This is a genomic window from Geoalkalibacter ferrihydriticus DSM 17813, from assembly GCF_000820505.1.
Classification (GTDB): Bacteria; Desulfobacterota; Desulfuromonadia; order Desulfuromonadales; family Geoalkalibacteraceae; genus Geoalkalibacter; species Geoalkalibacter ferrihydriticus.
The window spans coordinates 1,371,817-1,394,064 of record NZ_JWJD01000001.1 but is presented as its reverse complement, the minus strand read 5'-3'; the positions used below and the strand labels follow the sequence as shown (position 1 = coordinate 1,394,064).

The window sequence follows — 22,248 nt, the reverse complement described above, 5'->3', positions numbered from 1 at the left end:
CTGCCTTGCGTATTGCCCGGACTGGCAATACGGTAGTCTTCGTTGAGCAAAGTTACGCTTATGCCCTCATAACTGCCGGCATTGGTAAACCCGGAGACGGATTCATTGTTGCGCACAAAGATAAAGTCATCGCCCAGCTCAAAACCTGCGCCGGCCGCCCCGAAGATATCCTCGGAGATCGCCCAGTAGTCTCCCAGCAACCAGGCCTGGCCATCGTAAATAATGCTGCCGTCGGCACCCACGTCACTCAAGGCAAAATTGAGCAGATACTTGCCCACCACCCAGGTTGCGGTGTAGCCGCCGTTGCCGTCGTCGGTAAAGGAGAGGAAGGGGAAAATATTGTCCAGGTCGGCATCACGCTCGATGTTCCAACCCGCTTGATTGAACGTGGAGAGAATCTGCATCTCGGCGGTGGTTTTGCCTTCGCCGCCGGCGCTGGTGGTTAGTCCACTTACCTGTGTATCCCAGAAACTGTTGGTGATGTTGTCGTTGGTTGGACGGGGCACAAATTGGTAGTCCTCCCCAAACACCGCGTTAAGCCCGATCAATCCCCCAACATCCTGAGCATCGTCGGCATGGGAAATNGTCGTTGGTTGGACGGGGCACAAATTGGTAGTCCTCCCCAAACACCGCGTTAAGCCCGATCAATCCCCCAACATCCTGAGCATCGTCGGCATGGGAAATTTGCCCAGCTGCGTAGGAATTTGATACAGTTGAATCAAGCAAAATACCCACGAGTCCACCAATAGCAAAGTCAGCATCAAAACCGACTTCATCAGGAATCAGCATCCCCTCCCTATCAGCCTCTATAATCGTTGCTTGAGCATAGGAGTTGTCAATGGTTGATCCCACTGCACCACCGACCAAACCACCGACATAAAAGTTGCCTGCAACAGTACCTGGGCTATAAAAGCTCTGCTCCACCGTTGATGATCCAACTTCTCCAGCAAGACCACCGACGAGCAGGTTGCCAGTAACATTGCCCGCAGCGTAGCTTTCATTGACAACAGAATCAACAAGGAGCCCCGCCAGCCCGCCTACGCTTATAATACCGGTGACATCACCTGTGGCGTAACTTTCGCTGATGGTGGAAGAATCAAGGAAGCCCACAAGCCCACCAACGCCCTCAGTGCCCATGACATCGCCCGTGGCATAGCTTCTCTGTATTGTTTTGNCTTTCGCTGATGGTGGAAGAATCAAGGAAGCCCACAAGCCCACCAACGCCCTCAGTGCCCATGACATCGCCCGTGGCATAGCTTCTCTGTATTGTTTTGAGCGACGCACCCATCCAACCGACCAGGCCGCCGACGTAACGTCCACCCACGACATTTCCGGTTGCGTAGGAGTTTTCGATATGCACGTTGTCGTCGGCGAGTCCCACCAGGCCACCGAAATTTCTACTGTCGGCTTCTTCTCCAGCACCTGATNTTTCCGGTTGCGTAGGAGTTTTCGATATGCACGTTGTCGTCGGCGAGTCCCACCAGGCCACCGAAATTTCTACTGTCGGCTTCTTCTCCAGCACCTGATTCCACATCGCCGGTGGCATGAGAGCCGATGATTTGAGCGCCGCTGCTAGCTCCCCCGACAAGGCCGCCAAGCCCACGAGGCCCACCCGATGTCCCATTGACCGAGCCACTTGCGGAACTATTGATGATGGAGGAGCCGTACAAGGAACCGACCAACCCACCGACAACAGCATTTCCTGAAACACTGACGTTGGCATGACNCCGAGCCACTTGCGGAACTATTGATGATGGAGGAGCCGTACAAGGAACCGACCAACCCACCGACAACAGCATTTCCTGAAACACTGACGTTGGCATGACTATCGACAATCGTCCGCAGGCTCTCCGTCATCACACCGACGAGCCCTCCAACGTCGTAAGTACCTGCCACTGCGCCACCGGTTACCGTGATATTTTCCAGATGCGTATTGCCGGCCATTCCCACAACAGAACCAACGGCGTCGCCCCCAAGAATATCAACGTCGGACAACGTCAGGTTGCCGATTGTGGCATCCACCGCTGTGCCAAAAAGCCCTACGTCCTCTTCATTCGGGCGGTTGATAATCAAACCGGAAATCGTTTTATTATTTCCGTCGAAAGTTCCGGTATATGCCGCTGGATTTGACCAGGAACCGATGGGTGCCCAACCCTTGCCGTCATTGGCCAACAACTCATTTTCTTTGACTTGTTGGGTGTAGCCAACGGTGTCGGCATCCAGATCGTTTTGAAGAACAAAATCAAAGCCTTGATCGACAACCGCGTTGATATTCTGCAACTGATCCCAGTCGGTGATGGTGTAGGGAGTTCCATCAGCATCGCCGTTGGTCAAGCCGCCCCAACCACCGTCGAACAAAACGCTCAACACGCGATCTTCTTCACGGGTTACATTGGTTAAATAGGGCAGAACCACCTCGTAACCTTCCACAGCGCTCCCACCGGCAGTCAATGTCCAAGGCGAACCATCTACATTCCAATTGCTGAAGGTTGAGAGCGTATGCATTTGTGTCGTGGTTTTGCCTTCGCCACCGGCGCTGGTTGTTATGCCGCTTGTTTGCGTATCCCAGAAACTGTTGGCGATGGTTGGATTGGCTTTATTAACTCCGACCAATCCACCCACATTGGTCGTGCTGCCACTGTACGATCCAACCGTGCCGATGGCATAGCTGTTGATGATACTGAAACCGGTTCCGCTATCTCTGATCTGTCCAACCAACCCACCGACACCTTGGTTTACTCCTGAAGATGATGAATTGGGTGCAATGACATTACCGGTCGCATAGCTGTTTTTAATTTTTCCTGTTGCATCCGTAGCAACGCTGCCGACCAGGCCCCCGATGGCGCCATGGCTACTTTGTTCAACCATTTTGACATCGCCGGTTGCATAGGAATTTTCAATGACCGCTGCGCCGTAAAGGAATCCGACCAGACCTCCCACATTTCTAAAACCCGCAGTGACATCCCCACTGGCCCAGGAGTTTCCAAGGGTTGTATTGCCGCGCAGATTACCGGCGAGTCCCCCGGCATCACTAAATTCACCACTGCCTGTTGAAATTACGGAAGCGCTGGACGAAGATGTATTGATTGCTGAAACACCATCTCCAACCGTCAAAATTTGACCAACCACGCCGCCGACGTATCGAAGGGCCCCGACCCGACCCCCAACAATGTGGATGTTCTCAATGGAAGTGTCAGTAGCCCGCCCAACCAGGCCGCCGACATAATCCTTCCCGGTTACTTCAGCATTGTAGAGCGTCAGGTTCCGTAAGCTTGCATTGTCGGAAACACCGAACAGGCCGACATCATCTGCCTCTGCCATATTGATAATGAGATTATTGATGGTGTGGCCACCCCCATCGAATGTGCCGGTAAAGCGGGTTGCGTTGGCACCGATTGGCATCCAACCCTTGCCGTCATTGGCCAGCGTATCTTCTTCTCCGACCTGCTGTGCATAGCCTGTGATCGAGACATCGAGATTGTTTGACAGTTTAAAACTAAAGTCCTCACCGACAACTGCGTTGATATTCTGCAATTGATTCCAATTAGTGATGGCATAGGGGGTTTCGCCATTACCCCAACCACCGGCGAACAAGACACTCAACTCACGATCTTCGTCACGGGTCACATGGGCTAAATAGGGCAGAACCACCTCGTAACCCGCCACCGCACTTGCGCCGGCAGTCAATGTCCAGGGGCTGCCTTCTCCATTCCAGGCGCTGAAGGTCGAGAGCGCATGCATTTCCGTCGTGGTTTTGCCCTCACCGCCGGCGCTGGTATATACGCCACTTAACTGTGCATCCCAGAAACTGTCAATGACGTCACTATCAACTGCATGACCGATCAATCCCCCGACATCTTGTGCATCACCCGAAGGTGAAATCTGTCCTACTGCGTAAGAATTTGATACAGATGATTCAAGTAGCTTTCCGACGAGTCCGCCAATGGCTTCATCAGGGAATTCCTGTCCCCCCTTGTCGGCCGAAATAATAGAGCCATGAGCATATGAGTCTGTAATCGTTGTCGACACTGCTTCACCGACTAATCCTCCGACAGAAAAGTTGCCCGCTACAGTGCCTGTGCTATAGTAGCTCTGCTCCACCGTTGATGCGTTGATAGCCGTTCCAATTAGTCCACCTACAAGCTCGTTCCCCGTAACATTGCCCGTAGCGTAGCTTTCACTGATCTCGCCATTCGCAAGGTTTCCTGCCAAGCCACCTACGCGCGCTTCACCAGTGACATCTCCCATCGCATAGCTTTTACTTATTGTTGCCTCCTCAAACCAGCCGGCAAGCCCGCCAACATTTAAGAAGCCTGTCACCATACCACTTGTCACAGCGATATTTTCCAGGTGTGTATTTCTAGCCTCTCCCACAACAGAACCAACTAGAGCGTCCCCACGGATATCCACATCGGATAGTATCAGGTTGCTGATGGCGGCATTCTGGGTTGCACCAAAAAGCCCAATGTAGTCATCTTGCGGTCTGTTGATGGTCAAATTGCTGATAGTGTGGCCGCCCCCATCAAAGATTCCAACAAACGGGGAATCGGAAAGCCCTACGGAACCAATGGGCTTCCAACCGGCGCCGTTGTTGGCTAAGACTTCTCCATCTTTGACCTTTTGGGCATAGCCGGTCGTCTCGGCATCCAGACTGTTCGACAATTGAAAACTAAAGTTCCCACCGACAACTGCATTGATATTCTGCAACTGGTTCCAATCAGTGATGGTGTAGGGGGTTCCATCACTATCGCCGCTGGTTAAACCACCCCAGCCCCCGGCGAACAAGACGCTCAACTCACGATCTTCTTCACGGGTTACATCGGTCAGATAGGGCAGAACTACCTCGTAACCTTCCACAGAACTCCCGCCGGCAGTGAATGTCCAAGGCGAACCATCTACAGTCCAATCGCTGAAGGTGGAGAGCGTATGCATTTCCGTCGTGGTTTTTCCTTCACCACCAGCGCTGGTTGTGATGCCGCTTTTGTGTATATCCCAGAAGCTATTGATTACAGCATTCGTGGTGTTATTAACACCAACCAAGCCGCCTGCATTTGTCGTGCTACCACTGTACGAACCAACCGTACCGACGGCGTAACTGTTGACAATACTGAAGCCTGATTCACTGCCTCTGATTTGCCCCACCAGGCCACCAACACCTACATTCATGATATTCGAGGTATTTGTATTGGTAGCGATGACACTGCCGGTCGCATAGCTGTTTTCAATTTTTCCAGTTGCTGTCGCATCAACACTGCCGACCAAGCCGCCGATGGCGCCATGGTTGCTTTGTTCAACAATCCTGACGTTGGCGGTAACATACGAATTTTGAATGGACGATGACCCAGCCATTAATCCAACGAGACCACCAACATTTCTGCTGATCGCAGTGACATCACCGCCAAACCAAGTATTTTCAATGCTTGTGGCACCGAGTGTTTCGCCAGCTAGCCCTCCTACAATAGAATGGTCGGTGCCAGTCGAACTCACCACGCCGCTAGAAAACACCCTGTTTATAGTCGTGTTTTCGGCACTTGCAATGAGCCCTCCGACACGGCGATTTCCGGTCACGTCAAAATCGTGGAACGCCAGATTCAACAAATTTGCGTTCTCGGTAGCACCAAATAGTCCAACATAGTTTTCGGTTGGTCTATTAATCATTAGATTTCTGATGGTGTAGCCGTTGCCGTCAAAGTGGCCGATGAAACGACGGCTGTTTGTTCCGATGGGCTCCCAACCCTTGCCGCCATTTGCCAAGGTCTCGCTCACTTTGACCTGCAGTGCGTAGCCTGCAGTCGAAGTATCAAGATTTTCTACAAGTTTAAAACTAAAGTTATCACCGACAACCACGTTGATGTCCTGCAACTGGTTCCAATCGGTGATGGAGTAGGGGGTTTCGTTATCACCCCAACCCCCGCCAAATAGGATGCGGAATTGTGGGCGGTCTTCCTCGCGGGTCACATTGCTCAAATAGGGCAAACCCGCCTCATAACCTTCTGCAGCGGTACCGGCGCTGAAGGTCCAAGGGGAATCTTCTCCCATCCAGGCTTCGAAAGTTAAAAGCCTTTGCATTTCCGCCGTGGTTCTGCCCTCACCGCCGGCACTGGTATTCATGCCGCTTGTTTGTGTATCCCAGTAACTGTTAGCGATGGTCGGATCGGCGTCAATGGTACCAATCAATCCACCCACGTAATCATTGCGGCCCGTCACCGCTCCGGTGGCATAACTGTTGGTGACGCTGCCTTGATTGAGATTGCCGATCAGCCCGCCACTGTACCAGTGGCCATCCACCTCCCCGGTGGCATAACTGTTGGTGACGCTGCCTTGATAGACACGACCGATTAACCCGCCAGCGTAGAAACTAGTGCCCGTCACCACTCCGGTGGCATAGCTGTTGGTGACGCTGCCTTGGCTGGCATAACCGATCAGCCCGCCAACATAGCTGTTGCCCGTCACCACCCCGGTGGCATAGCTGTTAGTTGCGTTGCCCTCTCTGGCATAACCGATCAGCCCGCCAACATAGCTGTTGCCCGTCACCACCCCGGTGGCATAACTGTTCGTCACGCTACCTTCAGTGGCACTAGCGATCAGCCCGCCAACNCCGATCAGCCCGCCAACATAGCTGTTGCCCGTCACCACCCCGGTGGCATAACTGTTCGTCACGCTACCTTCAGTGGCACTAGCGATCAGCCCGCCAACATAGCTGTTGCCCGTCACCACCCCGGTGGCATAACTGTTCGTCACGCTACCTTCAGTGGCACTAGCGATCAGCCCGCCAACGTAGTTGGCACCTGTTATAGACACACCTGTCATTCCAACATTTTTTACGGTGCCACCAGGGCGTACCCGACCAAAAAGCCCAACGAAACTGGTGTCAGGGCGATCAATGGTCAGGCTGGTAATTTCATGGCCCAAGCCGTCAAAGGTTCCCGTAAAATTTTCAGTATGTATGAGAGCTATAGGCCTAAAGCCCGCCCCACTGTTCCAGTCAGCAGTGGCAGAAGCATCAATATCGGCGCCGAGCACATAGCGCCCGGAAAGGTTGCCGTTGATTCCCTGCAGATCGGTACCGGTTGTCGAACCCTGAGCCCCCAACTCGGTGATGATGGTATAGGTGAGAGGCGCGCCGTCAGACCCCAGCTTGGTGGAAAAGCTGCCGGTGGAGGCCAGGTTGACCGGGGCGTTGACGTAGTATTCGGCCGTGTTGCCGGCCGCCACGGCCCCCTGACCGTATTCCAGCGCCAGCCCAGCAGTGCCTGAACCAAAGAGTTCACGATTGATTTCGATGTTGCGCTGGGCGTTCAAAGTCAGGATGTTGCTGTCCCAAGTGATGGAATCGTTGACAAAAATATCGCCATTGCCTGAGGTGTTCACACCTTCAATACTTTGAATGGTGATGTTGGTTGTCCCAAGGTTGGTGGATAACTGTTCGCCGGTAATATCTCCGCCACTCGCAGCTATCGTGTAGTCATTGGGATCGATGAGCCATTCCCCGGTTTTGCCGAGGGGTGCCGCAGTGGTCACCTCTAGGCCATCCTTAATCTGAACCTCCGCCGCAGAGGTTTCGATAAACCCGCCATCGCCGCCATGAGGGGCTGAAGCATCCAGGGTGCCGGCGACCTCGATGCGGCCATTGTCCATATCCCCCATCAGATAGATTTCACCGTTTTCCCCCGTCGCCAGCGCCCGCGCCTGGGTGATGCCGGTGTGGTTGATGACGGTGCTGGTCAATTCACCCGCCGCTCGGGCGGTGAGGTACACCAGGCCGCCATCGGCCCTGATCGCGCCGCCCTGCTCGATGAGGGCGTCAATGGCGGCCTCTTCGACTTCGATCTTGACCGGACCACCCAAATCCAGCGCAACCTTGCGGCCCGCGCCCATCAGCACGTTGCCGCCGTTGGCGGTGAGAGTGCCGCTGTTGTCGATGCGCGCGGCGATCAGGGCGATGGTGCCGCCATTGTGGGCGGTGATGTTCCCCTGATTCACGATGGCGTTAGACGAGTTTCCAGCAAAGCGATAATTCCCCGCCATGAAGTCGTCATTGCCGATATCGAGGGTCGAAGCGACCAGGCCGCCCACATTGACCTGAGCGCCGGAGGAAAAAAGCACGCCGTTGGGGTTGACCAGAAACACCTGGCCGTTGGCGTTGAGAGCGCCTTGAATGACCGAGGCATCCCCGCCGGTCACGCGGTTGAGGGCCACGGCGCTGCTGGAAGGCTGACTGAAGTTGACGGTGTTGTTCTGGCCGATGGAGAAGGACGTCCAGTCGGCCGCCATGCGCTGGGTATCCTGCGTCACAGTCAGGGTGTTGCCGTTGGTGGCGATGGAGCCGGAACCGGCGACAATGTCGCCCCCAGTGGGCAAAGTGCCTGCGCCCGCCGTCCCAGCGAAGATCCAGACACTCAGCACCAAGGCCATGGCCGGCAAGAGCAACCGGCGGCGTTTGCCCGCCCCTCTGCCGCGGCTCGAAACGATTTCGGCCACGGCGACCAAACTTCCAAGAGTGTCGCTCCAGATCAGGCGAAAAATTTTATTCACAACATACCTCCGGCAGACAAAAGGGTTCCCATCGCGACTTGGTTTCTAGCTGTCCGGAACTTCAGAACAGATTTTTTTTAATGGCCTCGCTTTCAACAAAAAAGCCATCCCCGAGAGCAGGGATGGCGTGAAAACTCGCATCCACCCTTGGCAACCCGGCCATCCCGAAGGATCCGTGGCTTTGCGTCCCTGNCAACAAAAAAGCCATCCCCGAGAGCAGGGATGGCGTGAAAACTCGCATCCACCCTTGGCAACCCGGCCATCCCGAAGGATCCGTGGCTTTGCGTCCCTGAATTGCTCCAGGTTTGCTTTTTACAAGGTGTTGATATTTTGTTCGTCGGCGATTATTCGCCGAAATCTTCAACTTTTCCGGCTGTCTTGCCGTGCCGAAGCATTAATCCGCCCCCGCGAATGAAATCAGGTAAAGCCAAATCTAAGACAACTTTCATTGCATTTTGTGACCACTTTCGATAAGTTTAAAAAACTTAACATCTGAAAGTTTCATTGCTGTTTCACGCAATATTATTTTAATTTAATTATAAGTCTGGTTTTCATATCTGAAGATCCTCGACTTCAACCTATCGACGCCCGCACGAGAGCCAGGGGCCTCCAAACACTCAACCCGCCTCTGCTTCCATAGGACCAATCGCTCAGCGGCAATCAGAGGCCGGCTCGCTGTCAATTTCACGGACCAAACCTGAACGGATATCAACTTTGGCGCAACCGCCGATCCGAAGCGGTCCTTCTTCCTGGTCAAATTGCGTTTGAGGGTTGGTTGTCACCATACGCCCCCCAATGATCCATGTCCCATGCAAACCTTGCGGCATGGACTCGACCCATCCATAGAAGCGAATACGATCTCGATCCTTTTTCGCCGTAACCGGTTCAGGTGCGATGAACATAACGGCCACCACCAAACCGACGAGCAGCAGCAAAAACCGTCTACTTGCCCAAATACGCGCCATCATAAGCAAACCCACGCCCTTCCAAAGGTTTTCCTAAGCTTTTCCAGAGCAAACCGCCGGGTCATACTGCCAGATTGTTTCGTTAAATGGCTTTTTCCATTTCTTGCATTATAAGAAGCGGCTGCTTGTTGGGACCACACCCCCCAATTTTTAGGCATTGCCCGCGCAATTCGCGCTCCGAACAAACCAACCTTTCTTCTCATTCCAAGTTTTGAAGGTGTTCAAACCGTGCCGACTTAGACAGAGGGCAAGCGTGAGTTTCAAACCAACAAAGCGAAGGATACTGGCAGCATTGATCTGCTTAAAAACAGCCACCCAATCAGCAACGCAACCCCGTTGCGCAAACTTCGTTCGCGCGAAGATCAATAATAAAAGACGAAAAATCAGCTTCGAGAAATTTCCAGCAGTCGCTGAAAGTCACGAATTACAAGTCTCTTGCCATCGAGGGCCTCAACCAGCCCTTCCTTTTTGAATCCAGTCAGAAGCCGGATTAAGGCTTCGGTGGTCATGCCGCACATCTCTGCCATTTCAGCCCGCGACAAGAGAATATCAAGTTCGATGCCAGCTCGTTTTTTGTTGCCGAAATCCTCGGCGAGGCTGATCAACAAGGAGGCCAGATTCTGACGACCGGGCAACCCGCGACAATTCGATAATTCATTTTTCAAGCGGATTGTGTCCGCGCACAGTTGCCTTAAAATCACGCGGCTGAAATTTGCATCGGACTCAAAAATCCGCAAAAAATCTGATTTATCAATGGCGTGAACACAGGATCTTTCGAGCGCATAACACGAAAAGGAGTATTTTTCTTCGGTTAAAACCGAAGCGATATCCAGAAAATTTACAGGGCCGAAAATCCTGATTGTCGAATTTTTCCCGGAATAATTCGTTCGCGACTGCTTCATTTTCCCAGAACATAAGAAATGGATTTTATTGGGTTTTTCATTCTGCAAAAAGAGTGCTTGGGATTTTTCCACAATTTTCCGAGTGAAAAGCTCCTTTAAATCCTGCTCATATCTTGGCAATATTTTTTCAAAAATTTCACACTCAGACAAGCGGCAGATGCTCTCTTCAGATGCTTTGACGGCCATTGTGTTTCCAATCCCATAAATAAATTCAATGCTCTGAGATTTTATTTTTTTAAAAATTGATTTTTATCATTGTGCTTATAAATTGATCTATTAACATAGATCGCAAACAGAATGCTATTTTTTTTCATTGAATTACGTTCAGTGTTTTTGCTTAATGTCAAATTTTACTACAGCCACCAATACGCGAAGGAGGGCACCCAATTATGGGTCAAGATAAGAATTCCCTTATCTTCAACAAGGATCCCCAAGATCTGAGGTCACTGATTCGTGAAGCGGTTGATGCGCTGAAAGACACGACGGAGGATGTCGACGCGGGCGAAGAAAGGGACTCAAGACCGACAAAATTCAGCGGTCTGCTCTCTACGCTGCCCAATGCCGTGCTGGTTTTTAATTGCGAAGGCCGGCTTAAAAATTACAATACGGTCGCACGGGAGATTTTTGGCCCATCCCTCGAACAACACCAGGATAGCCTGTTCTCCCAAACCATCCTGTGGCGTCTGGATCACAATGGGAAATTCGTTCTACCCTTCAACAAGGACCTTCTTGACCAGGTCATCGAAAAACAGGAAAGCCGGCCCAGTGAAATTGTAACTCTTCAATCGGGCACGAAAACTTTCTACTTTTTGGCCAACCTGAGTCCCACCTTCGTCAGCGAGGTCAGGCCGGAAGGCGCTGTGCTGAGCCTGACCGACATTACCCTCCTCAAAAAGTTGCAGGAACAGCGTGAAGACCAACTGAAATCCATTTTAAGCGAGCTGAAAACACCGACAACTCTTCTTCAAGGGCATGCTCAGATGCTGGCCGAACACTGCCGAAAAACACAGGCAGATGGAGGATGCCAAGACCATATATCGGCCGTTCTCTCCAGCGTGGCTCAGATCGAGCATATTGTCGCGCGCCTGCTCGCATATCTCAAGTGCGAAGAAAACTCCGGTCAAAGGCCTTGATCTCCCAGGATTTCGAGAACTTTTTCGCCGGTAACTTCTTCCTCCTCACTGAGCATCTGCGCCAGGTAAACGCCTGCATCAGGTCATCACCGGCACCACTTGACGAACCCTCAAAGGCAGCCCCCCACGGCTCACCCCCATCATCAGACCCATAGGGTCGCGCAGATCATCAAATGCGCAGACGTAGCTCATTTCAGAGTTTCGGTTCGACCACTTCACGGTAAAAGCGCTGTGTGACCTCGGCCAGGGCCGGATCAAGGCGCTTGAACACCTCCTGTGTAATCGCAGAGGGCACACCGCCGAAAAAAGCCTCGGCAATGCTGCCGGTGATGCAGGCGATGGTATCTGAATCCCCGCCGAGAGAGATCGCGTTGCGGATCGCATCCTCGAAATTCTGCGCTTCAAGAAAAGCGATGATCGCCTCGGGCACAGACCCCTGGCAGGTCACATCAAAAACATAATTCGGACGAATGTCATCGAGACGGCGTTGCAGGTCGTAGCCGCAGCGCCACTGAATGTCGGCTTTGATTTCCTTTTTACTTTTTCCCTGCCGGGCCAACTGGATGGCGGCAACCACCGCCTGTGCCCCCTTGATGCCTTCGGGATGATCGTGGGTCACTGCGGCCTGGTCTTGAGCCGCAGCCAACGCCTGCTCAAGGTCGTCGTAATACCATCCCACCGGACTGGTGCGCATCGCCGAGCCGTTGCCGAAACTGTTGTAGGGCCCCATGCCGGAATCCTGCGCCCAACGATGGAAATAGCCGCCGTAACCGGCATGGGGATAATCCTGGTAATAACGGCGCAGGGTCCCGGCGAAATCCTGCTGGTCGAGAAGACTCTCAGCCAGGGCGATGCTCAAGACGCTGTCGTCGGTAAACGTACATTCGGGGTGAAAAAGAGCGAAATCCTTGCGCTTGATGTTCGCATGTTCAAAGCGCGAACCGATGATATCTCCCGCCAGTGCACCGAGCATGAAAGATCTCCTGAAGATTGTCTGTGTTCCATGCCTGTCGCTGGTGACACCGACACAGACTGGTATGCTTTATTTCTAACACATCAAACGGCCAGTGCCAGAAAACGACAGATACGAACGAGGGGGAAATCGCATGGGAGGGGAGAACCTGTTTGAGCTCAAGGAATTGCGCGAGCGCCGTCAGATCTTCCGTGACCGCGCCCATGCCGGGGAGGTGCTTGCCGGCATGCTCACCGCGCTTAAATCACATGATCCTCTGGTACTGGGGATTCCCGCCGGCGGCTCACCGGCCGGGCCAAAGAATGATCAGTCTTCCAGGTATTTTTCCATCAGGCGGCTGCGCAACGCGTTCAGCCCCTGGCTGATGGAGACCTTATAGATATGGGGATTGTACAAGCGCAGACAGCCGTTGGGCATTCTTTTCAACTGGGCGGCGCAATGATCGGCGCAGGCGTCCAGCGCCGGAAGTTCTTTCTTGATTTTCCCATCGTCCATCCACACCTGGCGCAAATCTTCGCACTGCACACCCTCGGGAATTTTTTTGCGGTGCGCCGGATTGGTCGGATCGAAAACCATATCCCCAGGCTTAAGGCTCTCATTTTCGCAGCACATCACGTCCTGATGAAAGGTCCCGTCCGGCTCGACGACCCGGATCAGCCGCTTGCGATCCGGCAGCGTCGCCTTGGCCACATCGCTTGTCACCTTGAGCTTGGGCCGGCCGGCGTGGCGCACCAGCTTATACACCCCGCCGAGATGCCCGCCGCCTTCACCCGCAGCCGTGACGAGGTTGGTCCCCACTCCATAGATATCAATCCGCCCGCCCTCTTTGCGGATGGAATCGATCACGTATTCATCGAGTTCATTGGAGGCGACGATCTTGACCTCGGGGAATCCCGCCTCGTCGAGCATGTGTCGGGCCTGCTTGCTGAGATAGGCCAAATCTCCAGAGTCAAGACGAATGCCGAGCAGTTCATGGCCTTTGTCGCGTAGTTCCTGTGCCACGGTAATCGCGTTGGGGACACCGCTTCTGAGTGTGTCGTAGGTGTCGACCAGCAGTACCGCGCTGTCGGGAAACACATCGGCATAGGCGCGAAACGAACTCAGCTCATCGGCAAAGGCCATGACCCAACTATGTGCATGAGTGCCCTTCACTTCAATACCGAGGACCTGTCCCGCCCAGACATTGCTGGTGCTGCGCACACCACCGATGAATGCGCCGCGCGCCGCACTCAAACCACCGTCGGGACCGTGCGCGCGACGCAGACCGAATTCAAGCACCACGCCATCGCCGGCGGCCCCCTGTATGCGCGCCGCCTTGGTGGCGATAAGGGTCTGATAGTTGACGATGTTGAGCAGGGCCGTTTCCACCAGCTGCGCTTCAGCCAGCTTGCCTTCCACCGTCAGCAAGGGTTCGTGATTGAAAATAAGGGTTCCTTCCGGCGGGGCGATAACCTTGCACCTGAAGCGAAAGTCGCGCAGGTAGTCGAGGAAATCGGCCGAGAACTTGCCCAGGGCGTCGAGATAAGCGATGTCTTCGTCGGTAAAGCGCAGCTCTTCAAGATAGCGCAGCGCCGTTTCGAGACCGGCGAACACCGCATAACTGCCCTTAAAGGGATTTTTACGAAAAAACAGGTCGAAAACAGCCTCATCCTCATGCATGCCTTTCTCAAAATACCCGGCCAGCATGGTCAGTTCGTAGAAATCGGTCAGCAGAGCGGAGTAGCGAAAAGGTGTCATGCGAATAAAGCCTCCCTTGCTTATGCTGAATGGTTGTTAGATGCGTCCGGAAATTCGGCTGCATTCAAAAGCTGCCTGAATTCCGAAGCGGCATCAGGTCACTGCCCAATCCATTATAACAACCGCAAGCGGCAGGGCCCGCGAGAGCAAAGAATAACGCTTTAATCCCTGAGGTCAACAGGCACAGAAAGGCTAATGAAAACCCTGGTCGGGGCCGGGGCCCGGTTTCATCATGCCGACGATCAGCAGCGCAAAGGGCCCGATCAGCAGCCCAATGATAGCCCATAAAACGACGTTGCGGTTTTTGCCCTTGGCCAGAGCCCCGGCAGCAACACCAAAAAGTACCCATGCAAGAAAAATTTCCACTGAACCTCCTTTGTCACAATGACTTCGCTTCCCATATCCCCTTCATTGTAGCAAAAAGGATCCAGCAGTTGCATAGGTCGGTTAATTCGGTACGCTGAAAAGCCATTCGCCAAACACTCTCAAGGGGATACCCAAACTTTTAGCGAGGATTCCATGACCAGTTTTGCGAATTGTCCCGCAAGCGATGCTGCCGCGACCGGCGGCAGATGCTGAACAGTTGCTACTGAGACAGCCCCTTGGTCAACGTCAATGCCGCCGAAGGCGCAATGCGGGAGGCTTCAAAGTGTCACAAGAGAAGAAGAAAACTTTATCTCGCAAAGGGTGGGTCCTGGTCGGCATATTGGCCGCCGCCCTGGTAATGACCGCTGTCTGGCGCTGGACGCCCGTGCAGGAGCATGTCACTCCGGATGCCTTAGCGGATTGGGCTGAGACGATCAGAGGCAGTTCCTACACTCCGCTCATTTTGATGGCGATCGGCAAGACAATCGAAGAAGAGAGAGAAGATGAGAAGGAAGAATAAGAAGACGACCACCTTCAATCGTGCAGTCCCCGCGTCGCAGATGTGAAAGGATTCGACCTAAGTGAATAAAATGATCTCCGGTTTTTTCTGGATAGCTCTTTTCCTGGCGATGGTGCTGCTTCCCACGTGGCTGTTGCTGGTTGCGCCGACACCTTCGGGCCGTCCTTTCTGGCTCGAATTCTCCCTCGCCCTGGGTTTTTTCGGCATGACCCAGATTGCCATCCAGTTTGTGCTGATTGCACGATTCAAATCGCTTACCGCTCCTTACGGCATCGACGTGATTCTGCAACTTCACCGTCGTCTCGCCCTGGTCGCGCTGGCCGTCATTTTGCTTCACCCTCTGATCATCATGATCGACAATCCTTCACGGCTGAAGCTTCTCAACCCGCTGTCAGGCAATTGGGCGAGCCGCTTCGCGCTGTTTAGCGTATTTTGCCTCCTGGTCCTTGGTATCACATCGCTGTTTCGCGAAAAATTAAAGTTGAACTATGAATATTGGCGCTTTTCTCATCTGGTGTTTGCCGTTCTTGCCATTGTTTCTGCGCAACTCCATGTCTCTCTCGCCGGCCTCTATACCAATATCTGGTGGAAGCAGGCGATCTGGGTGGTTGCAACAACGGCCATGGTCGGGCTAGTACTCTACCTGCGATTGATCAAGCCTGCGTGGCAGCGGAGCAGGCAATCATGGCAGGTGAGTGAGGTCCGCCCGGAGCGCGGTGACACCTGGACCCTGATACTGGAGGCGGACGGGCACGCGGGGATGGAATTTCTTCCCGGCCAATTCGCCTGGCTCAAGCTCGGTGGCGCCTTCACCCTCAAAGAGCATCCCTTCAGTTTCAGTTCAAGTGCCGGCTCCCGCAAGCGTCTGGAATTCGGCATCAAAGCTCTGGGCGACTTCACCAGCACCATCAAAGACGTACAGCCCGGCACACCGGCCCATCTCGATGGTCCGCACGGCGCTTTCTGCATCGACCGCTATCCCGCAGTCGGCTATGTCTTTATCGCGGGGGGCATCGGAATCACTCCCATGCTGTCCTTTCTGCGCAGCATGGCCGAGCGCAACGACCCGCGTCCGGTCGTGCTCCTCTACGCCGATCGGAACTGGGAGGATCTGGCCTTTCGTGAAGAACTCGAACAGCTCAAGGAACAGCTCGACCTTAAACTGGTTTATGTGCTTCAGGAGCCGCCGGATGACTGGCAAGGGGAACAGGGCATGATCACCCCTGAAGTTCTTGAACGAAATCTGCCCAAGGAGCTGATTCACCGTAACTTCTTCGTCTGCGGCCCGGAGCCGATGATGAATGCGGTGCACGACACCCTTTTAGAGCGCGGGGTCAGCAAGGCATGCATTCATCTTGAACGCTTCAACCTGGTCTGATCCAGGAAAGGGGAAAACCTATTCATGCGGCATCTTCTGACCCTCATTGCCACCTATATCATTGTGCTGTTCCTGGTTGCCGCGGCGGCGCTGTTTGCCTGGGCACGCTCCGCACAATTGGTCGTCACGGACGAAGCGACCGTCCTCGCCCGGTTCGAACCCGTTTCTGAACAGGAATTTGTCTGGTCGCAACTGGGGAAAAAAGCCTATCTGCGCAATTGCGCCAATTGCCATGGAGCCGAGGGGACAGGCTGGGATCAGTATCCCGCGCTGGGCCATACCGCCGCACTTTTTCAGCCCCCCAACGGCCGTGAATATATCGTTGATCTGCATCTCTACGGCCTCACCGGCGAGCGCTGGGGCGCACCCATGCCGCCCATGGGCCATATCCATGACATCGAAATGGCGGCTGTGATCAACCACGTTCTGACGCATTTCGGCAACGAAGCGCTGCTCGACGAAGACGCCGAACTCTATGCGCCCGCGGATATCGGCCCAAGGCGAGGACAGGAGCTGTCGCCTGCGCAAATAAATGCCCGGCGCTTGGAATTGATGGCACCCGAGGCGGACTGAAGTCCGCTCGGCTGGATTGCTCACCGGCACACAAGAAAAAAATGCCGGGGGCAAACGCGGGAAATTGCATCTGGGAAAATTGTCGCTATAGTCTGGGACAAGTGGAAGAAATCAGCAATCACAGAACAGGAGGAAAATTATGGGAACGCACTACATCATGGAAGACTGCACCACCTGCGGCGCCTGCGAGCCGGTATGTCCGGTTGAAGCCATTCACCCTGGAGATCCCATGTACACCATCGACAAGGATGCCTGCATCGACTGCGGCGCCTGCGACGATGTCTGCCCTGTCGATGCCATCAAATGGGAAGAGACCAACGCCTGAGAAAATCTGAACCTTGTTGCCGGCCAGCGGCCCGCCGACACGCGGGCCGCTGCATTCGGCGCTTCACCATCCTGTCTCCAGGGGCTTCATCGTGCCGGGCTCACGCAGGGCCCGCCAGGCAAGGGACTCTGCACCGGCGCGGCTCAGACTTCCCTCCAACGTCTCGCCGGCCAGGCGCCCCTCAAGGATCATCGCATCGCCTGGACCTTCGTTGAACACCAGCAACAGATGATCTCCCCGCACAATGGCCCAGTTCAGGGCATGCAGACCGGCGTCGTTGCGCAGAAACCCGCTGACCTGCTGGAATTTCTGCTCCAGTTCCAGTTCGTAGAGTTCATCCTCGGAATCAGCGGGCATGCGCCAGGTCCAGCGGCCCGACACATTGGCGGGGATGACCCAGAAGTAGATGTCGTGCCGACCGACACGGGCTTCTTCGTCGGGCGTCCAGTCCTCCATGTGAAAGGCATGAGACACCACGCGCGTGCCCGGTCGCAACTGCCGGAAAAGCTCAGGACGCAGGCGCAGATTGAGATCCGGCAAAAGGTAGAGCGTCAGGACGCTGGCTGCGCTGAAATCCATGCGAAACAGATCCTCCTCGATGAACCTGACCCGCTCGGCGACACCTTCACGCTCGGCGTTACGCTTACTCAGACGAATCAGTTGAGGATCAATCTCGACCCCCACGCCACGCGCTCCGCGATCCCGCGCGGCGGCGATGACGATGCGCCCATCACCGCTGCCCAGATCGTAAACGACATCCCCAGGACCCACTTCGGCTAGACGCAGCATCTCCTCCACCACCTCAGGGGGCGTGGGCACATACAGAACGTCCGGCCAGACATCCCAGGAAGCCTCGGCGCGCACCGCGGACGGCATAAATATCAGGCTCACCACACCCAGCAGATAAAACAGAATCAGAACTCCCGGAATGTGCCTGCGCATCTTTTCCCTCCGCCTGAAAAAACGGTTTAATCCTTACGCCGCAGCGTCTGCACCTGAACTTTCCGTCCGCCGCAGCACGCACCAACGAGAAAAGGCGAACCACCAGCGGCTCGCCTTTTCTCGCATCGTATGCCCGGCAGTGCTTAATTGTCCATTTTTTCGACGATCAATTGCTGAACCTGGGCTTGCAGTTGCGGGTCGGCGTTCATCTGATTGGCGATGGCGTTATAGGTCTGGACCTCAAGACCCTGCTCCTGAACGGATTGTACCATTTTTTCGTTGATCTGCTCCTGCATAGCCATGGCTTGTTCCTGATCCTGCACGCCATGGAGCTGCTCGGCGAATTCTTCCTGAATCTCGCTCAAAGCAATGGCGGCTTCGGCAAATTGATCCAGGGTCTGCGCGTCAAACTGCTGGCTTGTCGCCTGCTCTGCCGGTGCGGCGCCGTAACCGGGCTGCGCCAAGGCGGGCGTCGCGGCAAGGGCCAGAGACGCGATCAAGGCACCGGCGAATAGAACTTTGCGGCTTTTGCGAAATGTGTTTTCCATGTTGAATCTTCCTCCTCATGTCTGGGTTGGGGTTCGGCAGATTGCACGCAGAGATGACGTGATTTTTCTGCACTGTTTTTTCTCCACCAGGATGACTGGGTTATCCCGAAGTTGTTTCCCCTTCTATCAGCAAAGCCCTTGCCAACTCTTGCCCTGAACTCAAAAAAACCATTCAAGCCGCTGATACTAAAGGATTTTTTCCAAAAAACAAAAATCTGTGGACCTGTTGACAGGAGGAAAATGCTTGTGCAAATATGAGACATGTTTATTTTTCGGCAAGCATTCAGCTGCAATACCCCATCGCTCCGCAACCCGTGGTGGCTGAGTGCCGCAGTGAATGTTTGAGCCGCAGGCGAGTTATCATCGCAAGCGATGCCGCCACGGCCTGCGACGCATGCTGAACCGGTACATTTTACGAAAGGAATCTGGATGAGTATCTGGTCACTCAAGCGGGGATTGAGTCTGCGGGTCTCACTGCTGCTGTATCTGGTTCTGCCACTGATCATCGTGCTGGCCGTCACCGGCTACTACAGCTTGGAGCGTCTGGAGCAGCAGGTTGAAAAACGCATGCAGGAGGATATTGAACTCATTGCCCGCGCTATCCGCGGCCCCCTGGAGCATTCCCTTGAGCATGGCCGCGAGGGGGGCCTGGCGCAAACCCTGGCCTCGGCCTTTCGCATCGGACGAGTCTATGGGGTTTACGTGTACGATGCCGGCGGCAGAAAAATCGCTTCCAGCGGCCCCCGCGAACCCGAGGTTCACAGCGTGGAACTCGCCGAACTCGCCGCCAAGGGCGACCGGGTGGGTGGTTATCAGGACGCGCGCGGCGCACAGATTTATTCCTACTTCGTACCCCTTTCCGACTCGGTGGGGCGCAATACCGGACTGTTGCAACTCACCCGCGAAGGCCGTGATTTTCAGAATTATATCGAGCGGGTACGCAAACAGGCTCTGGTTCTGCTGAGCCTGCTTGCGCTACTGCTGGTGGGCATTGTCATTTACGCTCACCACCGAGTTATCGGGCGCAATCTCGCTGCCCTGGTGGGCTGTATGGCACGCATCGAAAAAGGCGATCGCTCGCACCGGGCGGTTGCCTGCGGACCCCGGGAAATGCGCCACCTGGCGGTGGGCATGAACGCCATGCTCGACAGCATCGCCCGCTCAGAAAATGAGTTGGAACAGCGCCGCCGGAACCAGATCGAGCTTGAACAAAGATTGCTGCAATCTCAAAAAATGGCCGCCATCGGACAACTGGCCGCGGGGGTCGCCCATGAGTTGGGTACGCCCCTGAGCGTCGTATCCGGAAAAGCTCAGCGCATGCTGCGCAAGCCGGATTTACCGGCCCCTATCGCCGAGGTATTCGGTCAGATTCGCGACGCGGTGCAGCGCATGGAGCATATCGTGCGGCAACTCCTCGACTTCGGCCGTAGCAATCCCTTACGCCTGCGGACCGCCGCCCTGGATGCCCTTGCCGAATCCGCCGCCGCACAGGTGCGCGAGGAGGCAACGGCCAAAGAGGTTACCCTCAGGCTTGAAGGCCCGCAGCCAGCACCGCGCACAGAGATCGACACGGTGCGTATGGAGCAAGTCCTCATGAACCTGCTGCTCAACGCGATTCAGGCCACCGACCCCGGCGGTCGCGTCGATCTGCGCTGGTTTGCGGATGACCAGACTCTAGGCTTTGAGGTCGCTGATGACGGGCCTGGTGTGCCGGAAGAGCTGCACAACCGGCTTTTCGAGCCTTTTTTCACGACCAAGCCCGTCGGCGAAGGCACCGGATTGGGACTGGCGGTCGCCCAAGCGGCGGCACGGGACCACGGGGGGCGCCTGAGCATCGGCCGCTCCGAATCGGGCGGAGCGCTGTTCACCTTGATCCTGGAAAAATCCGGAGAAAATAAATGAAAAAGCTCGCAAGACGAACGGCAGCCGAACGAGAAAAAATTCTGGTGGTGGAGGATGACGCAGCACTGCGCGCGCTGCTTGAAGAAGAGTTTCGCGACGCCGGGCTGCGTGTGCGCACCGCCGCCGATGCCGCTGCGGCCTGGTCACAAGTCGAGCGCTGGTCTCCCGACCTGGTGGTCAGCGACCTGCGCTTGCCGGGAGCCGACGGCCTGGCGCTGCTCAGCCGCATCAGAGAACTGGCGGCGCCGCCGGCATTTCTCATCATGACTGCCTTCGGCACCGTATCCCAAGCCGTGGAAGCGCTCAAACAGGGCGCCGACGAATTTCTCACCAAGCCTCTCGACCTCGACCACCTGATGCTCTGCACCCGGCGCCTGCTCGAAAACCGGCGCCTGCGCATGGATGTGCAGCGCTTCCGCGAAGTCCTTGGCAGCAGCGATTTTCACGGCATCATCGGGCGCAGCAGCGTAATGAACCAACTGTTTGCAACTCTCAAGCAGGTAGCTCTGGCAACCGGTCCGGTACTGATCACCGGCGAAAGCGGTGTCGGCAAGGACCTGATCGCCCGCGCCGTGCACCAGGAAAGCCCGCGCAAGCAGGGCCCTTTTATCGCCGTCAATTGTGCCGGCATCCCCACCGAGTTGCTGGAAAGCGAATTTTTCGGCCACGCCGCCGGCTCCTTCACCGGCGCCGGCCAGGCCCGCAAGGGTTTGTTTGCCGAAGCCGAAGGCGGCACCCTGTTCCTCGACGAAATCGCCGAGATGCCCATCGAATTACAGGTCAAACTTCTGCGCATTCTCCAGGACGGAAAAGTGCGTCCCGTCGGCGCCAACCGCGAAACTCAGATCGATGTGCGGATTGTGGCCGCCACCAACCGCAACCTCGAAGAACAGGTCCGCAGCGGCCGTTTCCGCGAGGATCTTTATTTTCGACTGGAAACCTTCGGCCTGCATGTTCCTCCCCTGCGTGAGCGCGGCGAGGATCTCGATCTGCTGGCCGCGCGCTTCGTCGACATCCTGAGCACACAAATGGAGCGCGAAGTATGGGGCATATCGGACGACGCCCTGAAGTTGCTGCGCAGCTATCCTTTTCCGGGCAATGTGCGCGAATTACGCAACGCGATCGAACGGGCGGTCGCCTTCTGCAACGGCCGCGAAATCGCGCCGGGGCACCTCCCCGAGCGCATCCGCAAACACCAGGGGAGCTTGCCGCAAGGCGGTGGAAACTCTCTCTTGGCGGATCTGCTGCCCGACGACCAGCTTCCAAGTCTGGATGACCTGGGAAACCGCTATGTGACATTTGTTCTGGAGCGTTTAGGCGGCAACAAACGACGCGCGGCACAGATACTCAACATCAGCCGGGCAACCCTTTATCGCCGACTGGAATTGTGCGCGGAAACGGATAGCACAGGACAGCCTGCAGAAAACCTGTGACAAAAAAAACACGCTC

At 55.2% G+C, this 22,248-nt stretch carries 20 protein-coding genes and 1 riboswitch; of the genes, 8 read left to right on the top strand and 12 right to left on the bottom strand.

Going from position 1 to position 22,248, the window contains the following annotated elements; genetic code table 11:
* The 7 genes from GFER_RS06220 to GFER_RS17565 form a co-directional block, all read right to left on the bottom strand.
* Window positions 1–506: hypothetical protein (locus GFER_RS06220; RefSeq protein ID WP_152611419.1), on the bottom strand; the 506-nt coding region annotated here is incomplete at its 3' end.
* A gap of 28 nt (window positions 507–534) precedes the next feature.
* Window positions 535–1,137: a GLUG motif-containing protein gene (locus GFER_RS06215; RefSeq protein WP_040097022.1), complete on the bottom strand. Its 603-nt coding sequence runs from the start codon at window positions 1,135–1,137 to the stop codon at window positions 535–537.
* Window positions 1,127–1,489, bottom strand: coding sequence for a GLUG motif-containing protein (locus GFER_RS19305; RefSeq protein ID WP_412171496.1), 363 nt, complete (start codon window positions 1,487–1,489; stop codon window positions 1,127–1,129). The genes GFER_RS06215 and GFER_RS19305 overlap by 11 nt, the downstream gene beginning before the upstream one ends.
* Window positions 1,398–1,736: a GLUG motif-containing protein gene (locus GFER_RS19710; RefSeq protein WP_412171495.1), complete on the bottom strand. Its 339-nt coding sequence runs from the start codon at window positions 1,734–1,736 to the stop codon at window positions 1,398–1,400. Before GFER_RS19710 ends, GFER_RS19305 begins: the two co-directional genes overlap by 92 nt.
* Window positions 1,645–8,535, bottom strand: a complete 6,891-nt coding sequence (locus GFER_RS17570; protein ID WP_052446026.1) for a GLUG motif-containing protein — start codon at window positions 8,533–8,535, stop codon at window positions 1,645–1,647. The genes GFER_RS19710 and GFER_RS17570 overlap by 92 nt, the downstream gene beginning before the upstream one ends.
* Window positions 8,536–8,781: 246 nt before the next feature.
* A riboswitch (cyclic di-GMP riboswitch) is annotated at window positions 8,782–8,855 on the bottom strand.
* 330 nt (window positions 8,856–9,185) lie between these two features.
* The gene (locus GFER_RS06200) at window positions 9,186–9,470 is read right to left on the bottom strand and encodes a hypothetical protein (RefSeq protein ID WP_161807388.1); all 285 of its coding nucleotides are present in this window, start codon (window positions 9,468–9,470) and stop codon (window positions 9,186–9,188) included.
* Between the two features lie 413 nt (window positions 9,471–9,883).
* Complete coding sequence (locus GFER_RS17565) at window positions 9,884–10,588, bottom strand: Crp/Fnr family transcriptional regulator (protein ID WP_052446023.1); 705 nt, start codon at window positions 10,586–10,588, stop codon at window positions 9,884–9,886.
* A gap of 203 nt (window positions 10,589–10,791) precedes the next feature.
* Between GFER_RS17565 and GFER_RS06190 the strand changes: the two genes are divergently transcribed.
* Window positions 10,792–11,535 (top strand): PAS domain-containing protein, encoded by a 744-nt coding sequence (locus tag GFER_RS06190; protein ID WP_040097017.1) that lies wholly within the window; start codon window positions 10,792–10,794, stop codon window positions 11,533–11,535.
* 193 nt (window positions 11,536–11,728) lie between these two features.
* Here the strand turns inward: GFER_RS06190 and GFER_RS06185 are convergent, their stop codons facing one another.
* Window positions 11,729–12,508, bottom strand: a complete 780-nt coding sequence (locus GFER_RS06185; protein ID WP_040097015.1) for an ADP-ribosylglycohydrolase family protein — start codon at window positions 12,506–12,508, stop codon at window positions 11,729–11,731.
* Window positions 12,509–12,641: 133 nt separating this feature from the next.
* Here GFER_RS06185 and GFER_RS18595 point away from each other — a divergent pair, with 133 nt between their 5' ends.
* Window positions 12,642–12,887 (top strand): hypothetical protein, encoded by a 246-nt coding sequence (locus GFER_RS18595; RefSeq protein ID WP_139172195.1) that lies wholly within the window; start codon window positions 12,642–12,644, stop codon window positions 12,885–12,887.
* Here GFER_RS18595 and GFER_RS06180 read toward each other — a convergent pair.
* Together GFER_RS06180 and GFER_RS19095 are read right to left on the bottom strand one after the other, a co-directional pair.
* Window positions 12,815–14,245 (bottom strand): nicotinate phosphoribosyltransferase, encoded by a 1,431-nt coding sequence (locus GFER_RS06180; RefSeq protein ID WP_040097013.1) that lies wholly within the window; start codon window positions 14,243–14,245, stop codon window positions 12,815–12,817. The genes GFER_RS18595 and GFER_RS06180 overlap by 73 nt on opposite strands.
* Before the next feature lie 192 nt (window positions 14,246–14,437).
* A complete protein-coding gene (locus GFER_RS19095) occupies window positions 14,438–14,611 on the bottom strand; it encodes a hypothetical protein (RefSeq protein ID WP_167334944.1) in 174 nt (57 codons plus the stop codon).
* Between the two features lie 283 nt (window positions 14,612–14,894).
* On the opposite strand from GFER_RS19095, the gene GFER_RS06175 reads away from it, so the two are divergent.
* The 4 genes from GFER_RS06175 (at window position 14,895) to GFER_RS06160 (ending at window position 17,407) form a co-directional block, all read left to right on the top strand.
* Entirely contained in the window at window positions 14,895–15,131 is a 237-nt protein-coding gene (locus tag GFER_RS06175) for a hypothetical protein (RefSeq protein WP_040097010.1), read from the top strand.
* Between the two features lie 70 nt (window positions 15,132–15,201).
* Window positions 15,202–16,509: a ferredoxin reductase family protein gene (locus GFER_RS06170; RefSeq protein ID WP_040097589.1), complete on the top strand. Its 1,308-nt coding sequence runs from the start codon at window positions 15,202–15,204 to the stop codon at window positions 16,507–16,509.
* A 24-nt stretch (window positions 16,510–16,533) separates the two neighbouring features.
* On the top strand, window positions 16,534–17,082 hold the full coding sequence (locus GFER_RS06165; protein ID WP_040097007.1) for a c-type cytochrome: 549 nt from the start codon (window positions 16,534–16,536) through the stop codon (window positions 17,080–17,082).
* A 139-nt stretch (window positions 17,083–17,221) separates the two neighbouring features.
* On the top strand, window positions 17,222–17,407 hold the full coding sequence (locus tag GFER_RS06160; protein ID WP_040097004.1) for a DUF362 domain-containing protein: 186 nt from the start codon (window positions 17,222–17,224) through the stop codon (window positions 17,405–17,407).
* Window positions 17,408–17,470: 63 nt separating this feature from the next.
* On the opposite strand, the gene GFER_RS06155 is transcribed toward GFER_RS06160, so the two are convergent.
* Together GFER_RS06155 and GFER_RS06150 are read right to left on the bottom strand one after the other, a co-directional pair.
* Window positions 17,471–18,349: a class I SAM-dependent methyltransferase gene (locus tag GFER_RS06155; protein WP_052446019.1), complete on the bottom strand. Its 879-nt coding sequence runs from the start codon at window positions 18,347–18,349 to the stop codon at window positions 17,471–17,473.
* A 143-nt stretch (window positions 18,350–18,492) separates the two neighbouring features.
* On the bottom strand, window positions 18,493–18,897 hold the full coding sequence (locus GFER_RS06150) for a DUF4168 domain-containing protein (RefSeq protein WP_040097001.1): 405 nt from the start codon (window positions 18,895–18,897) through the stop codon (window positions 18,493–18,495).
* A gap of 429 nt (window positions 18,898–19,326) precedes the next feature.
* On the opposite strand from GFER_RS06150, the gene GFER_RS06145 reads away from it, so the two are divergent.
* Together GFER_RS06145 and GFER_RS06140 are read left to right on the top strand one after the other, a co-directional pair.
* On the top strand, window positions 19,327–20,799 hold the full coding sequence (locus GFER_RS06145) for a sensor histidine kinase (protein ID WP_040096999.1): 1,473 nt from the start codon (window positions 19,327–19,329) through the stop codon (window positions 20,797–20,799).
* On the top strand, window positions 20,796–22,232 hold the full coding sequence (locus GFER_RS06140; RefSeq protein WP_040096997.1) for a sigma-54-dependent transcriptional regulator: 1,437 nt from the start codon (window positions 20,796–20,798) through the stop codon (window positions 22,230–22,232). Before GFER_RS06145 ends, GFER_RS06140 begins: the two co-directional genes overlap by 4 nt.
* The last annotated feature ends 16 nt before the right edge of the window (window positions 22,233–22,248 follow it).

Excerpts from the sequence above, each read along its gene's own strand:
- GFER_RS06145 (WP_040096999.1), top strand. The coding sequence starts at position 19,327 with ATGAGTATCTGGTCACTCAAGCGGGGATTGAGTCTGCGGGTCTCACTG.
- GFER_RS06165 (WP_040097007.1), top strand. The coding sequence starts at position 16,534 with ATGCGGCATCTTCTGACCCTCATTGCCACCTATATCATTGTGCTGTTC.
- GFER_RS06185 (WP_040097015.1), bottom strand. The coding sequence starts at position 12,508 with ATGCTCGGTGCACTGGCGGGAGATATCATCGGTTCGCGCTTTGAACAT.
- GFER_RS06170 (WP_040097589.1), top strand. The coding sequence starts at position 15,202 with ATGATCTCCGGTTTTTTCTGGATAGCTCTTTTCCTGGCGATGGTGCTG.
- GFER_RS06140 (WP_040096997.1), top strand. The coding sequence starts at position 20,796 with ATGAAAAAGCTCGCAAGACGAACGGCAGCCGAACGAGAAAAAATTCTG.
- GFER_RS06190 (WP_040097017.1), top strand. The coding sequence starts at position 10,792 with ATGGGTCAAGATAAGAATTCCCTTATCTTCAACAAGGATCCCCAAGAT.
- GFER_RS06155 (WP_052446019.1), bottom strand. The coding sequence starts at position 18,349 with ATGCGCAGGCACATTCCGGGAGTTCTGATTCTGTTTTATCTGCTGGGT.
- GFER_RS06160 (WP_040097004.1), top strand. The coding sequence starts at position 17,222 with ATGGGAACGCACTACATCATGGAAGACTGCACCACCTGCGGCGCCTGC.
- GFER_RS18595 (WP_139172195.1), top strand. The coding sequence starts at position 12,642 with ATGGGAGGGGAGAACCTGTTTGAGCTCAAGGAATTGCGCGAGCGCCGT.
- GFER_RS06180 (WP_040097013.1), bottom strand. The coding sequence starts at position 14,245 with ATGACACCTTTTCGCTACTCCGCTCTGCTGACCGATTTCTACGAACTG.
- GFER_RS17565 (WP_052446023.1), bottom strand. The coding sequence starts at position 10,588 with ATGGCCGTCAAAGCATCTGAAGAGAGCATCTGCCGCTTGTCTGAGTGT.
- GFER_RS06150 (WP_040097001.1), bottom strand. The coding sequence starts at position 18,897 with ATGGAAAACACATTTCGCAAAAGCCGCAAAGTTCTATTCGCCGGTGCC.